Here is a 14,415-nt window from a genome sequence, read left to right on the forward strand (position 1 = left end):
TTTAGGCTCCCAGAGTCTGAATAAGCATGCGTATGCCGGTTATCATTAATACAACGGCAAAGGCGCGTTTTAGTTGTTTTTGATCCAGCTTGCTACCGATTTTTACGCCAATAGGCGCAAATAAAATAGTTAGCGGAATAATAAGAAAAAAGGCAGGGAGGTTAACCACCCCCCACGTACCTAGGGGAGCATCGGTTGGCGTTGTGCCAATACTTAATAAGGTAATAACGCCAGGTAGCGCAATCAATAAACCAAAAACGGCCGCAGTACCTACTGCAACATGAGCACGTACATTAAATGCGTTTAGCATAGGTACGCCAATAGTGCCGCCGCCTATGCCAATCATTACCGACAAACCACCTACAATACTTGCCATAACGCCTTGACCAAATTTACCTGGTAGTTGTTTTACAAGCGCGGGTGCGCCGGCTCTAAATAGCATGTTTAAACTGACTAAAATAGCAATACAGGCAAACATAAGTACCAGTGCATTACCGCGTATTGAGTGCGCTAAGTAGCTGCCTACAACGGCCATAACTAAAATAAATGGTGCCCAGTATTTTATTAGCGCAAGGTCAATATTCCCTTTGCTATGATGCGAGCGAATAGATGAAAGCGAAGTAGGTACTATGGTTGCAAGTGATGTAGCGGTGGCTATCATCATTGCCGATTCTGGGCTTACGCCAAAACCTTGCAGTAAAAAATACAGTACAGGGACGATAACAATACCGCCGCCTACACCAAAAAGTCCTGCTAAAATACCTGCAAAAATACCGGTTGCTATTAAGGCTACTATAATTGGCCATTGATTTATTATTTCTGACATTGTGTTCCTGCTGTAGTTACTGTTGCACGTCCATCTGAACGAGGATCTGTTGCAGCTTCAAGGCTTGTAGGTGTATCTAAAATCGCCCCAGCGTGCCCCATCATTTCGTTATTATTATCAACGCTTACCCAATCGTGGTCACGTTGATTTAATTCATGTTCTATATGAAAAACTAACTCTTTTTCAATTTTTAAATTTGTACTCGTATCGCCCCATGTGCGTCCAAGTAACCAACGAGGGTCGCTAATTGCTTGTTTTATTGATTTATTTCGCCACGCGTAGCCTGCAAAAACAGCGGCTTGAGTTTGTGGCTGCCCTTCACCGCCCATTGTTCCGTAAGCAAGTCGACGACCATCGCTAAACTTGGCCAGTGCTGGGTTAAGTGTATGAGCCGGCTTTTTATTTGGCGCAAGGGCATTATTATTGTTACTCGCAGCAATATCTTGATTGTTTAAACTAAAGCTTAAACCACGGTTATTCCACACAAAGCCACCTTCACTCATTAATATTCCGCTGCCAAATTCCCAGTAAATACTTTGAATAAAGCTGACTAATTGCCCGTTTTTATCTCTGGCTGCCATCCACACAGTATCGCCAGGCTCTGCGTTAAATGGCCATTTTTTGGCTTTACTCATATCAATATTATTAGCAAGTTCGCTTAAGCGATTATCGGTTAGTGCGTTTTTATAATCGTATCCTAATGCTTCAGGGTCAGCCCAAAGGGTAGGGCGATGGGTAAAGCTTTGTTTAGTTGCTTCAACAATTAAATGTGTCCAGTCGGCATCGGTTTTAGCTAAATGCTTTAACTTATTTACGGCACCAATTATTTGTAGTGAATGTACGCCCTGTGTTGGCGCGGGTAAGTTGTAGCAATCAATACCACTGAGGTTTGCATTTAGCGCAGTAACTACCTCGGCTTTAGTATTTGCAATGTCACCTGCGGTAATTAAGCTGCCTGCTTTTGCTAAGTCGGCGGCAAATGAGTTGGCAAGTGCGCCTTCATAAAATGCGTTTAAACCATGCTTTGCTAGGTATTCAAACGTTGCTGCAAGTTTAGGGTTTTTAAAATGCTGGCCTGCTTGTAAGGGCTTGCCATTGGGTATGTAGAGGTTTTTAAACGCCTCATTGGTATTTTTAGCAGTGGCTAGCTTTTCGCAGCCTGCTTGCAAGCTTTTTGTAACGGTAAAACCCTCGCGAGCAAGTTCAATAGCAGGTGCTAAAATTTGTGACAGTGGTAGTGCCGCATGCTCATCTAGTTCAAGCGCTTTTTGCCAGCCGCGTATTGTGCCCGCTTGAGTCAGTGCGCTTAATCCGCCGCGCTCTGGTATTTGTGTGAGCGAGTTATAGGGCGTTGTATTAGTTGCTGCGCGGCCGCAGGCGTCAATAGCGGTAGGCGTTTTTTGGCTTGGGTTATCGATAAGCCAAAAGCTGTCGCCACCAATTGAGTTCATATGTGGATATACAACGCTAATCGCAGCGGCAGCCGCTACCATAGCCTCGGTAGCTGTACCGCCTTGTTTTAGTATATTTATACCCGCCTCTGTTGCCGAAAAATGAGACGCGGTAAATGCAATGTTGTGTGTGGTCATGCCGGTGTGTCCTGTTTAAAGTGTGCAGCTAGGTGCTTAACGCAAGCAAGTAGGCTTTTATCGTTACCGTGGCTCATCATTAATGAAAAACCATACGGATGATCATTTGCTAAATCAGCCAGTGGTAAATGCACTTGCGCTGAGCCACTAAGCCCTGCAATTGCCGAAAGCGTAATAATTTGCATGCGTAAGGCGCTTGTGTCGGCGCCTAATTTAGGTGCGGTTGTGGGGGTGGTTGGCAAAAATAAACAGCTGTTTGTATTTAGGTTTTTAGCTATTAGTGTTTGCCATTGGGTTTGCACTTTTAGTGCTTCTTGTTCTTCTTGATCAGTTAGGGCAAGCGCCATATCAAAACGTGCCGCAATTGCTGGAGCAAACTGGGGAAGTTGCCCCGGCAATTGAAGCCAATCTTTATGCGTTTTTGCGATTGCTCGCCCTTGCAGTACTCTAAAACTATCAGCAAGTTCATTTAATAAGTTGCTGTTAGGTAGTTCAAATTCTTTATGGTGCTTAAAATTAGGCTTGGTTTTTTCAAGCAATTGTTTAAGTGGGGCTTGTAAAGCAGAGTCAACGAGTTCAAATAACGGCTCGCAAATAACTAAGGTATCAACGTTATTAATAGCTTGATTTGGTAGCAGTACATTACCTACGTCGCTTAATAGCTCAGCGCTTTGGGTAAGCCAACCTATGGTATCAAAAGGGGGAGCCAACGGTGTTAGGCCGTCTTTTTCAATCACGTTATGGCTTGGCCTTATGCCATATAAACCACAATAGCTGGCGGGTATTCTAATTGAGCCGCCAGTGTCGGTGCCTAAGCCAATATCAGCTAAGTTTGCAGCAACTGCAGCAGCAGACCCCATACTCGAACCACCGCAAGCATGCCCTTTTAATTTAGGATTTTGCGCAGCGCCATAATGTATATTATTACCCTCTAAGCTATAAGCTAGCTCGTCAGTATGGGTAAAGCCTATAAAGTTACAACCAGCGGTCATGAGCTTGTTAACCGAGCTTGCCGTATTTTGAGCCGGTTTAGCTGTTTTAAACCAGTGTGGGTTGCCTGCGCTGTTACGCTCGCCCTTTACTGCAAATACATCTTTTACAGCTAAGCGATTGTTTGCAAGCACTCCAGAGTGGTTTGTTTGCCACAGGGTAGGACCGTGATTGCAAAATATACCTTTGTTGTTTTTTTTATCACTCATTTGCAGCTCATTATCATAAAACTGACCAAGTACTTACTTATTAAGTTAAGAGTGATTAAAAAGCGGGCTGGTTATTATTATTATGAATACCAATTTTATTAAAAACATGATCATTTTATCGGATTAAATAGCGCACTCACTGCGTCATTTTCTTCGCGTTATAATAGATCACTAATTTAATGTAATTGGTATAACTCCGCTTTTTAATCGGTAGTTTTGATTTTATAGTGCTTAGACTAAGCAAGAGGAATGCCATAAATTAAAATCCTGTCCAACTGGTCAGGTTTTGTTGGGTTATATGAGATTTGTAAATGTGGGCTATAGAAATAGTGAGATTAAAATGAGCTAAAACAAACCAATTTGGTGCGCAGATGCACCAAGTTGGTCTTTATTTATATGGTTTTGAGTGCTAAATAAGGGGCGTTTTACTGATGATTAAACCGTTAATATCGGCGTAAACCCAATCGTTAGGTTCTATGGTGGTGCTAAGCATGGTAATAGCTTGGTTTTTATCACCAAAGCCGCGCTTTAAGGTACTACGTGGTGTAGAGCCTAGCGCCATTACAGGTAAGTTCATCGTGGCAAGTATTTCTATATCTCGGCAACAGCCATTTATTATTACGCCTTCCCAGCCATTACTTAAGGCACGCTCAGCCATAATATCGCCTATAAACGCAAAGCGTTTGCTCGCAAACCCGTTTATAACCAATACTTTACCTTCACCATTTTCATGCAATATATCGGCGGCAAAAGAGTTGTCTTCTGGGCAGGTAACGGTAACTACTTTGCCATAAAACGTGGTTTTTTTACCAAAGTGATAAAGGCCGCTGTCTGCTACTTGCACGTTATCGCGATGATCGTCAAATAAATCGGGTGTAGTAAAGGATGTCATGGGTTAAGTCTCACTTTGCTCAGGTATTTTAAGACCAATACCTTTTAAAATTATGTGGGCAATTGATTGCGTAATTTGTGCCACATCGGTTTCGTCGTACTCTAATTTGTTCATTACGAGTAAAACCTCAGCCTGAAAGTCGGCGTAATATTGTGTGGTAGACCAAATAGTAAAGAGCAAATGGTAGGGGTCAACCTTATCCATTTTATCTGCGTCCATCCATGCTTGAAGTACATCAACCTTTTGTTTAACCCAAGGGCGGGTATTGGTTCTAAAGTAGTTTTGTAAATAGGGTGCACCGCGCAGTATTTCACTGGCAAATAAGCGAGATTGCATTGGCTGATTTACGGCCAGTATTACTTTGCTTTTAATATAGTTATAAAGCACGGTAGCTGGATCGTCGTTAATTGTGACGTTATCGAGCCCTAAGTTCCAATTAGCTATTATGCGGTCAATCACAGACTCGTACAGACCATCTTTACTTTTAAAGTAATACAAAATATTAGCTTTTGGCACCTGCGCTTCTTTAGCAACCATGCTCATACTTGCTCCGTCGTAACCTAATTGCGAAAACAATTGCTCGGCGGCATCTAAAATTAGTTTTTGGTTTTTCTCGCGTGTCACTTCTTTTTTATTTGGTTTTATTTGTGTGGTCATTATTGAGTTTGCGTGTTTAACGTATTGATTGATTGTAGCTTTACTGACCAAAAGGTCAATTACTAAAGAGGGTGAATGTTAAAAACAAACGAGAGGTTTAAGCTATTAACTTTAGGGTCTGTTGATCTTTGCGGATTAAAATTTGTTCAAACTAGGGGCTATTTAATCGCGGCGCGAGATTTGTAACCTAGTGGGCTAAGTAAAAACCGAGCAACAAAGAGTAAGTAGCCCCTAGGAAGAACCCTTTGGGGAGCGCCTGTTTGGCATTAATGCTACGTTATCGCCCATTAATGGGGAATAACCACACTATATAGGCTCTGCCTTGCCTAAATACCAAACAGACTGCTGCAAATTTAACCTTGAAAGATCAACAGACCCTTATTGTTTAATTAAATAATTACTGTTAGTTTAGTTTCAAATTTACGAGTAGTACTTTTGGATTGGCAAATGGATTTTATAAGCAAAAATAAATACACGCTTTATGGAGTCGCGGCCATATTACTGTGGAGTTGCTTAGTTGCATTACTACGGGATATTTCTGAGTTGTTTAGCCCCATTGGTGGTGCGGCGGCTATGTATTCTGCCAGTGCGATATTTTTAATTTTGGTTATGGGAGTGCCCAAGTTTAGTGGGTTTTCAAAACGTTACTTGGTAATAGGTACTTTATTATTTGTATCGTACGAAATTTGTTTGGCGCTTTCTATTGGTATGGCAAATAGCCGTCATCAGGCAATGGAAATGGCGGTTATTAATTATTTATGGCCCACGCTGACTATACTGCTCTCTATTATTATTGGCCGTAAAAAAGTAAATTTCTGGGTTTACCCAAGCATGATCATTGCTTTTTTAGGCGTTGCTTGGTGTATTACGGGCGATCAAAAAATGTCACTCGATACGCTTGTTACTAACTTTGCTGATAATCCTGCTACTTACTTAATGGCATTAGCTGCGGCGTTTATATGGGCTATTTATTGCGTAGTAACGCAAAAGCTGAGTAATGGTAAAAATGCCATTACGTTATTTTTTGCTGTTACGGCAATGAGTTTGTGGGCGCAATATGGTTTTAGTAATGAAGCGCCATTAACGTTTTCACTGGGCTCAAGCATAACATTGCTATTAGCTGGTGTAGTCGTGGGGAGCGGTTATGCACTGTGGAATCAAGCTATTATTGGCGGTAACTTAATGCTTTTGGGAACGCTTTCGTACTTTACACCGGTGTTTTCTACTATTATTTCGGCGTTGTATTTATCTATTACGCTGAGCGCTTCGTTTTGGCAAGGGGTTGTACTGGTAACAGTGGGCTCGCTAATTTGCTACTTTGTAACGCGAGAAAAGCCTAAACAACCTCAAATAGCGTCTGCAACATAAGACTAATTTTAATAAAAATAAGCCCTATTATTTTAGGGCTTTTTGTTGCGTGCAGATTATTTTGCATTATTTACCTGCGCTAGTAACTCTATAACTTTTTGTTGACCAAATGTTTGTGCAAATTGCTCTGCTGTTTGACCGGCTTTGTTTTGATGCGCGTTGTCGCAATCAAGTGATACGAGTGTTTTAGCTATACTAAATTCACCTCTAAAAATAGCGGCCATTAGCGCTGTGTTGCCTCGGTTATCTTCTAGACAGGCATTAGCGCCTAAGTGTAAAAGTGTGTTAACCGTGTTTTTATTACCATGGTAAGTAGCAATCATTAACGCGGTGTAGCCTTTATTGTTGTAGCTGTCGATAGGAATACCGGCATCTACAAATTGCTCTATTACAGCTGTGTCGTTTGTACGTGCTGCGGCAAAGTAATAAGCAAATAAGCTATCGTATTGAGTTTTTGCAGAATGTTGGCTTTCAGATTGCGTACTGGGTGTTTGTGTATCTGATGTATTTTGAGCGTAAACGCTACTGGTAAAGCTCATAAATAGAGCGACTATAATTAATAAATTACGCATAACAATTGTCTCTTATAAAAGAGGAAGGGGTTTATTCCTTCCTCATGGTTGTGGTTTAAATAGCTATTTAGTTGGGACTAATTGCTTTTAACTAGTTGCTTATAAGTTAGCGGCTAGTTGTTTAACCATTTTAAGGTCGCCGTTTACAGCTTTAGTTAAGCGTGTACCGTACTCGCTATCAGCTTTGTAAAAGTGGCTAAGCATTTTGTGTTTAACACTGCTGTTTTGCACTTTGCCTAAATCGCCTGCTAGGTTATTAATTAGGTTTGTACGTTCTTGCTTGCTAAAACCACGGTATATAACACCTGCTTGCGCGAAGTTTTGCTGCTTTTTAATCGCGGCTTGTTGTACAAAGCCTTTTAGCTCTGTGTTACTTCTACGTGCAATTGGGTTTTCAGCTACGTTTTCTTGGCTTGGCTGGTAGTTCACATTGCTTGTTGTGTTACCAATATTCATTGCGCCGTCTTGGTTGTAGTTAACCACTTCAACTTTTGCACGGTTAATTGGCAGTTGCTGGTGGTTAGCACCTAGGCGGTACATTTGTGTATCAGCGTAAGAAAACATACGACCTTGTAATAGTCTGTCTTCTGATGGCTCAATACCTGGAATAATGTTTGCCGGTGCCATTGCTACTTGTTCCGTAGATTGGAAGAAGTTAGTTGGCATGCGGTTTAAGGTCATTGTTCCTACTTTAGTTTCTTTAATGTCTAACCACATTTTTGTTGCATCTAACGGGTTGTAATCAAAATCATCAAGCTGCGATGGATCAAGCGTTTTAATGTATAGATCCCACTTAGGGAAGTTGCCTTTACCAATTTCGCTGTAAAGGTCGCGTGTTAAGTGTTGGAAGTCTTGGCTTTGCACTTTAGCTACTTCTTTTGCGTCAAGGTTATCAATACCTTGTTGGCTTACCCAATGAAACTTAACGTATTTAACATCGCCCGATTTGTTAATCATTTTGTATGCATGTACACCCCAACCGTCCATTTTACGAAGACTTGCTGGTGTACCGTAGTCGCTGTAAACCCACGTTAGCATTTGTGTAGAACCTGGTTCGTGCGAGAAAAAATCGAATACGCGGTTAGGATCTTGAATGTTATCAACCGGCGATGGCTTTAACGAGTGAACCATGTCTGGAAATTTAATCGCATCGCGAATAAAGAACACCGGTAAGTTGTTACCTACTAAATCCCAGTTACCTTGGTCTGTGTAAAACTTAGTTGCAAAGCCACGTGGGTCACGCAGTGTTTCTGGGCTGCCTTTTGAGTGAATTACTGATGAAAAACGAACAAATACGTCTGTTTCTTTACCAGCTTGTGCAAACGGTGCTGCAATTGTTAAATCGTCTAGCTCTTTTGATGCTACAAACACACCGTGTGCGCCGGTACCACGAGCATGCACAACACGCTCAGGAATACGCTCACGTGCAAAGCGTTGCAGTTTTTGAATTAGTTGCACGTCTTCTAGTAATACACTGCCACGTTCGCCAGCAGTAATTGAATTTTGGTTGTCGCCAACAGCTGCGCCGTTATCTTTAGTAAGAGTTGTTGCTGCGCTTGCCGGTAATGCCATCGCAAGTGCCAGTGCAGTTAGTGTTAATTTTGTTTTGTTTATTTGAGTATTCATTGTCGACCTCATCTATTTAAAAGTGCCGGCAGTGGTGCAGGCTGTTAATCTGTAAACGATAGTATTAATTTTATTAACTTCGGTAAAACTGATTAATTAGATTGATGTGATTTGTAAAACAGATGAAATGAATTTGCAGATACACTTTTTACATTAATGTAATTTTTTTACTACGACCTTAGTCGCAATATGCTTTTATAAAATTTATTAAATACAAAGGTTTTTAGTTTTATCTGGCGGTATTTTCACCAAGCTGGTGCGTTTTATACTTACAGTGTGTTGACATATTCGCGCAATAAAGGGAATATGCTCAACCAGTGAGCTTATGCTCATTGCTGAGTTGCACTAAAAAGTTGCACAATATTAATCGCGCTTAACTCGTTATACTTAAATTAGCTAAACCAAACAGTGTTAATAAGGTGACAAGATGAATACTAATATTGAGCTAGTGATATTTGATTGTGATGGCGTTGTTATTGATAGCGAAATTTTAAGCGCACAAGTACTCATTAATATGCTTGTTGAAAAAGGCGTTGAGATTGACCGCGCTTATGTACAGCAACACTTTTTAGGCTGCAACTTTAAAACAGTAAGCCAAAAAATAGCGGATGCATTTAATGTCACTCTTCCTGAAAGCTTTGAAGGTGACTACCGCGAGGCACTATTAAACGAATTTGAAACCGGACTAACCACGACTGATGGTATAGAAGACGTACTTAACAATTTAGCTGTGCCTATTTGTATAGCTACTAGCAGTAGCCCAGCACGCACCGCAAAAGCGTTGAGCGTAGTGAGTTTAAGTAAGTACTTTAGCGATACGGTTTTTACCAGCAGCGAAGTTAAGCGTGGTAAACCGGCGCCTGATTTATTTTTACATGCAGCTAAGCAAATGGGTGTAAAGCCAGAGCATTGCTTAGTAATTGAAGACAGTAAAGCCGGCGTAAATGCAGGAATTGACGCCAATATGCAAGTACTGCATTACAGCGGTGGGCAACATATGCAAGGCTCTGTTAATCATGTACACAGTGCTTACCCAAATGTTGATCATTTAACGCATTGGCAAGATTTTTTTAGTGCATACCCTGAACTTAAAAAGCAGTAAACACGCAGCTTTTTAAATACACAAAGTTTTAAACGCGATTTGCTCGCCTTACTCACTGACAGGCAAGCAAACGCAAAATATAAATGTAGATGGTTTTGCTTTACTAAAAATAAAACAAAACGTGGCAAAACATCATGCGTTTATAAACCAAATTATAAAAGGCAAAGTATTTAGGTATTAAATATTTTGCTGTTAACAATAGGAAATACCATGGCAACGAGTCCACACACACAAACATTTAAAGATGTAAACGAAGAGCAACTTCCTGTTGCTAATAATAAGCTTCACGGCTGGAAGCATTTTGCAGGGCTATACGCTGGCGAACATGTTGCGGCTACTGAATTTGTTATTGGTGCAACGTTTGTTGCATTAGGCGCTTCAACCATCGACATTCTACTGGGTTTATTAATAGGTAACCTGTTAGCAATGTGTTCTTGGTGGCTGATTACTGCACCCATTGCAGTAGAAACCCGCTTAAGTTTATATAACTACTTAAACAAAATTGCTGGTAACTCAATGACCAAGCTCTATAACTGGGCTAACGTGGTTATTTTTAGTGTTATATCGGCCGCGATGATCACGGTATCCTCCACCGCCGTGCGGTTTTTGTTTGATATACCTGCGCAACTTGATTGGTATCCAAATAGCTTTTGGTTTGTAGCCATTGTTTTAGCTGTTGGCTCTATTGTTGTATTTGTTGCGATGTATGGCTTTTCTACGGTTGCTGACTTTTCAAAGCTGTGTGCGCCGTGGCTATTTGTTATATTTATTGCAGGCTCGTTCGCGTTATTCCCTGAGCTTTCAAATCACGTATTAGGTTCTACCTCTTTAACTAGCTTTAGCGACTTTATGACCATAGGCGACTCCTCCATATGGACGGGCACCAATGCCGATGGTGAAAAGGGCATTGGCCTATTAGAAGTGATTGGCTTTGCATGGGCTGCTAACTCAATAACTCACTTTGGTTTAATCGACATGGCTATTTTTAGATTTGCTAAACGCAAAAGCTATGGTTTGTTTTCTGGTGTGGGCATGTTTTTTGGCCATTACTTAGCGTGGATCTCTGCCGGTATTATGGGCGCAGGTGTTGCGGTATTACTTAAAACAACTATTTCATCACTTGATCCGGGCGATGTTGCATACCATGCATTAGGTTGGACTGGTTTTGTTATTGTAATTATTGCCGGTTGGACTACAGCTAACGCAAACCTTTACCGTGCAGGCCTTGCAGCACAATCTATATTTGTTAATCAATCACGTGAACGCACAACCGCTATTGTAGGTGTTGTAACCGTAATTATTGCATGTTTCCCGTTTGTATTTTCTCAAATGCTTCCGCTACTTACTTACGCAGGCTTATTAGTTGTACCAGTAGGCGGCATTGTGTTTGCTGAGCATGTGTTATTTCCTAAAATTGGCCTAACACGTTATTGGGCTAAATATAAAAATATTACCCGCAGCGTACCGGCTATAGCATCTTGGGCGTTAGCACTTGTGTTTGGCTTTGGCTTAAACGCAATTGATGTAATGTCGTTTTACTACTTGTTTATTCCTACATGGATTTTCACCATTGTTGTTTACACGCTTTTAGCTAAAAAATACGGCGCTGGTGACGATTACACACAAGAAATTGCAGCAGAAAAGCAAGAGCAACGTGATATTAAAGAATATCAAGCAGCTGAGGCTAAAGACATTCCAAAGCCAGTAATTGACAGCTCTGTATTTACCAAAGTACTTAACGCGGTTTCTACGGTTTCACTGGTTATTATTTTCATATTTGCCAGCCAAGTGATGTTTTTCAGTGAAACTATGAGTATGTACAGCGCTAATAAATCGCAATTCGAAATAGCCTGTTTTATTTGTACTGTTATTTATTTTGTTACTGCGTACTGGTCGTTAAAGCGCCATAAAGTACTCAATACAGCATCGTAATACAGTATCGTAATTTATATTTTATCTTTGTTTAGTAAGGTCACACCATGACACAATACCAACACACTGACGCTCTAGTTACAGGGCTAAACCAACAGAGCTTGGCTCAATTACCAAGCCATGTTGATACACCAACCTACGACCGTAGCGCAGTTAAAGCCGGTATTGTACATATTGGTGTGGGCGGTTTTCATCGTGCTCACCAAGCAGTGTATGTTAATGAGCTTTTAAAAACTCCGGGCTCTGAGCAATGGGGTATATGTGGTGTTGGCCTTTTAGAGGGTAACCGTGGTCTGCGTGATATTTTAAAGCAGCAAGATTACCTTTACACGCTTACTGTTAGACACCCAGACGGTACAATAGATAACAAAGTAATTGGCTCAATGATCGACTTTTTGTTTGCTCCAGAGGACAAACAAGCGGTAATTAATAAGCTAGCGCACAGCGATACTAAAATTGTGTCGCTTACTATTACCGAAGGCGGTTACAACTTTAACCCTGCAACGGGCGAGTTTGATTACAGTAATCCAGATATTATTAACGACATTAATAACCCGAACGATCCAATTACAGCGTTTGGCTACATTACTGCTGCGTTAAAATTGCGTAAAGAGCAAGGCCTAGGCGCGTTTACAGTTCAGTCGTGCGATAACATTCAGCACAACGGTAACGTAACACGCAAAATGCTTTTAGCCTTTGCTACAGAACAAGACAAAGACCTAAGCGAGTGGATTGAGCAAAACGTATCGTTTCCAAATGCGATGGTTGACCGTATTACACCGGTATCTAAAAAGAGTGATATTGATTACGTGGTTGATGCATATGGTGTTAGCGACGAGTGGCCAATTACCTGTGAGTCGTTTACACAATGGGTAATAGAGGACACATTTAGTGATGGTCGTCCAAATTGGGATGTTGTTGGTGCTCAGTTTGTTACTGATGTAACGCCTTATGAAACCATGAAAATACGTTTACTTAATGCAGGGCATTCTGTACTTGGTTTATTAGGTTCAATCCATGGCTATGGGACTATTGACGAAACGGTATCGGATGAATTATTTGCCACATACCTACGTGCTTTTATGGATAAAGAAGTAACGCCAAATCTTGAACCGCTTGAAGGCATTGACCTTGAAAGCTACAAAGATACGTTAATAGAGCGTTTTGCTAATCCTAATATTAAAGACAGCCTAGCGCGTATATGTAGTGAAAGCTCAGCTAAACTGCCTAAGTTTTTAATTGCCACAATTAACGAAAACCTAGTACAAGGTCGAGATGTATCACTGGCAACGCTTGTTATTGCTACTTGGTGTTTATACAGCGATAAAGGTTTAACTGAAAACGGCGAGCAACTTGAAATTCAAGATGCTATGCACAAAGAGCTTAATTCTTACGCGCAAGAGACTCAAACTAGCCCAATTGCATTTTTAAAGTTAACGAGCTTGTTTGGTAAGCTTGAGCATAACGAAACGTTTACTGCTGAATATAAAAAGTCGATTGCTGCGTTGTATGCACCTAATAGTAAAATTAAAGCCATTATGCAGGCTGTACTTGATCAAAAGAGTAACTAATTATGAGCATTTTAATTAATCATAAATCAGGCGAAAACGTAAGTGTTAGCTGTTTTGGCGAAGTACTGTGGGATTGTTTTGATTCAGGTAAACGCTTAGGTGGCGCGCCACTCAACATGTGTGTGCGTATTAACTCACTTGGCATTAAAGCCGACATGATCAGCGCTGTTGGTAACGACGAGTTAGGCGCTGAGTTACTAGGCGAAATTACTAGCAAAGGCGTAAGCTGCGAATACATTGCTATTAATAGTGACAAAAAAACTAGCACGGTTGAGGTAACGCTCGATAGTGGTGGCTCTGCAAGTTATGAAATAGTGGCAGACACTGCGTGGGATAATATAGCGCTTACCGATGAGTTGCTTAGTAAAGTTAAAAGTAGCGATGTATTTGTATTTGGCAGCCTAATTGGGCGAAGCGAAGCGTCTTTAGCTACGTTAAATCAACTCGTTGATGTAGCAAACTTTAAAGTATTTGACGTAAATCTACGTGCACCGCATTACAAGCTAGAAACACTTGTAGATTTAATGAATAAAGCAGACTTTATTAAGTTAAACGATGAAGAGCTATACGAAATTGCAAAAGCGATGGGTTGTAAGTTTCATTCGCTTGAACAAAATTTAGCGTTTATAGCACAGCAAACAAATACCGATTACTTATGTGTGACTAAAGGCAGCCACGGTGCTTTATTAACAATCAAAGGCGAAAATTTTTATAATTCAGGTTATTTAATTAGCGTAATTGACACTGTTGGCGCAGGGGATTCGTTTTTAGGTTCGTTAATTTATCAGCTGTGTAGCAACGACGACGCGCAATATGCCGTTGACTTTGCATGTGCCGTTGGAGCAATGGTCGCCGAAAGTTCTGGTGCAACACCTACTTTAACGCATCAACAAATTAGTGAGTTTATGAACCCACTTTAAAAAAACATTGTGTGTGAAAGCGGTTATACGTAAAAGTTTAACCGCTTTTTTTGTGCCTAAAATAAGACGCAGGCGATAAGTGAGTGTTAAGTGCGCAGGTTGCGTAAATAGTGGCTTATATCGATTATTGTATTAGCTAAACGTCTTATTGTTTGAGGGTT

Annotated in this window: 12 protein-coding genes; 5 read left to right on the plus strand and 7 right to left on the minus strand. The window is 40.8% G+C overall.

Annotated features, from left to right (window positions below; all coding sequences use genetic code 11):
- Position 1: 1 nt before the first annotated feature.
- The 5 genes from FFU37_RS18820 to FFU37_RS18840 form a co-directional block, all read right to left on the minus strand.
- Positions 2-826: a sulfite exporter TauE/SafE family protein gene (locus FFU37_RS18820; RefSeq protein WP_138490289.1), complete on the minus strand. Its 825-nt coding sequence runs from the start codon at positions 824-826 to the stop codon at positions 2-4.
- On the minus strand, positions 814-2,415 hold the full coding sequence (locus FFU37_RS18825) for a gamma-glutamyltransferase family protein (RefSeq protein ID WP_138490290.1): 1,602 nt from the start codon (positions 2,413-2,415) through the stop codon (positions 814-816). The genes FFU37_RS18820 and FFU37_RS18825 overlap by 13 nt, the downstream gene beginning before the upstream one ends.
- A complete protein-coding gene (locus FFU37_RS18830) occupies positions 2,412-3,614 on the minus strand; it encodes an amidase family protein (protein WP_138490291.1) in 1,203 nt (400 codons plus the stop codon). The genes FFU37_RS18825 and FFU37_RS18830 overlap by 4 nt, the downstream gene beginning before the upstream one ends.
- Before the next feature lie 409 nt (positions 3,615-4,023).
- Positions 4,024-4,506, minus strand: coding sequence for a putative 4-hydroxy-4-methyl-2-oxoglutarate aldolase (locus FFU37_RS18835; protein WP_039488377.1), 483 nt, complete (start codon positions 4,504-4,506; stop codon positions 4,024-4,026).
- Between the two features lie 3 nt (positions 4,507-4,509).
- Complete coding sequence (locus tag FFU37_RS18840) at positions 4,510-5,163, minus strand: TetR/AcrR family transcriptional regulator (RefSeq protein ID WP_004334664.1); 654 nt, start codon at positions 5,161-5,163, stop codon at positions 4,510-4,512.
- 447 nt (positions 5,164-5,610) lie between these two features.
- On the opposite strand from FFU37_RS18840, the gene yddG reads away from it, so the two are divergent.
- Entirely contained in the window at positions 5,611-6,531 is a 921-nt protein-coding gene (yddG, locus tag FFU37_RS18845; protein ID WP_138490292.1) for an aromatic amino acid DMT transporter YddG, read from the plus strand.
- Between the two features lie 56 nt (positions 6,532-6,587).
- On the opposite strand, the gene FFU37_RS18850 is transcribed toward yddG, so the two are convergent.
- Together FFU37_RS18850 and FFU37_RS18855 are read right to left on the minus strand one after the other, a co-directional pair.
- On the minus strand, positions 6,588-7,103 hold the full coding sequence (locus FFU37_RS18850; RefSeq protein ID WP_138490293.1) for an ankyrin repeat domain-containing protein: 516 nt from the start codon (positions 7,101-7,103) through the stop codon (positions 6,588-6,590).
- A 99-nt stretch (positions 7,104-7,202) separates the two neighbouring features.
- Positions 7,203-8,729, minus strand: a complete 1,527-nt coding sequence (locus tag FFU37_RS18855; RefSeq protein WP_039488381.1) for a catalase — start codon at positions 8,727-8,729, stop codon at positions 7,203-7,205.
- A gap of 427 nt (positions 8,730-9,156) precedes the next feature.
- On the opposite strand from FFU37_RS18855, the gene FFU37_RS18860 reads away from it, so the two are divergent.
- The 4 genes from FFU37_RS18860 (at position 9,157) to FFU37_RS18875 (ending at position 14,254) form a co-directional block, all read left to right on the plus strand.
- Entirely contained in the window at positions 9,157-9,831 is a 675-nt protein-coding gene (locus tag FFU37_RS18860) for an HAD family hydrolase (protein WP_004334681.1), read from the plus strand.
- A 210-nt stretch (positions 9,832-10,041) separates the two neighbouring features.
- Positions 10,042-11,763 (plus strand): purine-cytosine permease family protein, encoded by a 1,722-nt coding sequence (locus tag FFU37_RS18865; protein ID WP_004334683.1) that lies wholly within the window; start codon positions 10,042-10,044, stop codon positions 11,761-11,763.
- 47 nt (positions 11,764-11,810) lie between these two features.
- Complete coding sequence (locus tag FFU37_RS18870) at positions 11,811-13,334, plus strand: mannitol dehydrogenase family protein (protein ID WP_138490294.1); 1,524 nt, start codon at positions 11,811-11,813, stop codon at positions 13,332-13,334.
- Positions 13,335-13,336: 2 nt separating this feature from the next.
- Positions 13,337-14,254, plus strand: a complete 918-nt coding sequence (locus tag FFU37_RS18875) for a carbohydrate kinase family protein (RefSeq protein ID WP_007584308.1) — start codon at positions 13,337-13,339, stop codon at positions 14,252-14,254.
- Positions 14,255-14,415: the final 161 nt, after the last annotated feature.

It is taken from the genome of Pseudoalteromonas distincta (assembly GCF_005877035.1).
Lineage (GTDB): Bacteria > Pseudomonadota > Gammaproteobacteria > Enterobacterales > Alteromonadaceae > Pseudoalteromonas > Pseudoalteromonas distincta.

Bases quoted from the DNA above. Each gene is read 5' to 3' on its own strand.
- FFU37_RS18840 (WP_004334664.1), bottom strand. From the start codon at position 5,163: ATGACCACACAAATAAAACCAAATAAAAAAGAAGTGACACGCGAGAAA.
- FFU37_RS18820 (WP_138490289.1), bottom strand. From the start codon at position 826: ATGTCAGAAATAATAAATCAATGGCCAATTATAGTAGCCTTAATAGCA.
- FFU37_RS18855 (WP_039488381.1), bottom strand. From the start codon at position 8,729: ATGAATACTCAAATAAACAAAACAAAATTAACACTAACTGCACTGGCA.
- FFU37_RS18830 (WP_138490291.1), bottom strand. From the start codon at position 3,614: ATGAGTGATAAAAAAAACAACAAAGGTATATTTTGCAATCACGGTCCT.
- FFU37_RS18865 (WP_004334683.1), top strand. From the start codon at position 10,042: ATGGCAACGAGTCCACACACACAAACATTTAAAGATGTAAACGAAGAG.
- FFU37_RS18870 (WP_138490294.1), top strand. From the start codon at position 11,811: ATGACACAATACCAACACACTGACGCTCTAGTTACAGGGCTAAACCAA.
- FFU37_RS18850 (WP_138490293.1), bottom strand. From the start codon at position 7,103: ATGCGTAATTTATTAATTATAGTCGCTCTATTTATGAGCTTTACCAGT.
- FFU37_RS18875 (WP_007584308.1), top strand. From the start codon at position 13,337: ATGAGCATTTTAATTAATCATAAATCAGGCGAAAACGTAAGTGTTAGC.
- FFU37_RS18835 (WP_039488377.1), bottom strand. From the start codon at position 4,506: ATGACATCCTTTACTACACCCGATTTATTTGACGATCATCGCGATAAC.
- yddG (WP_138490292.1), top strand. From the start codon at position 5,611: ATGGATTTTATAAGCAAAAATAAATACACGCTTTATGGAGTCGCGGCC.
- FFU37_RS18825 (WP_138490290.1), bottom strand. From the start codon at position 2,415: ATGACCACACACAACATTGCATTTACCGCGTCTCATTTTTCGGCAACA.
- FFU37_RS18860 (WP_004334681.1), top strand. From the start codon at position 9,157: ATGAATACTAATATTGAGCTAGTGATATTTGATTGTGATGGCGTTGTT.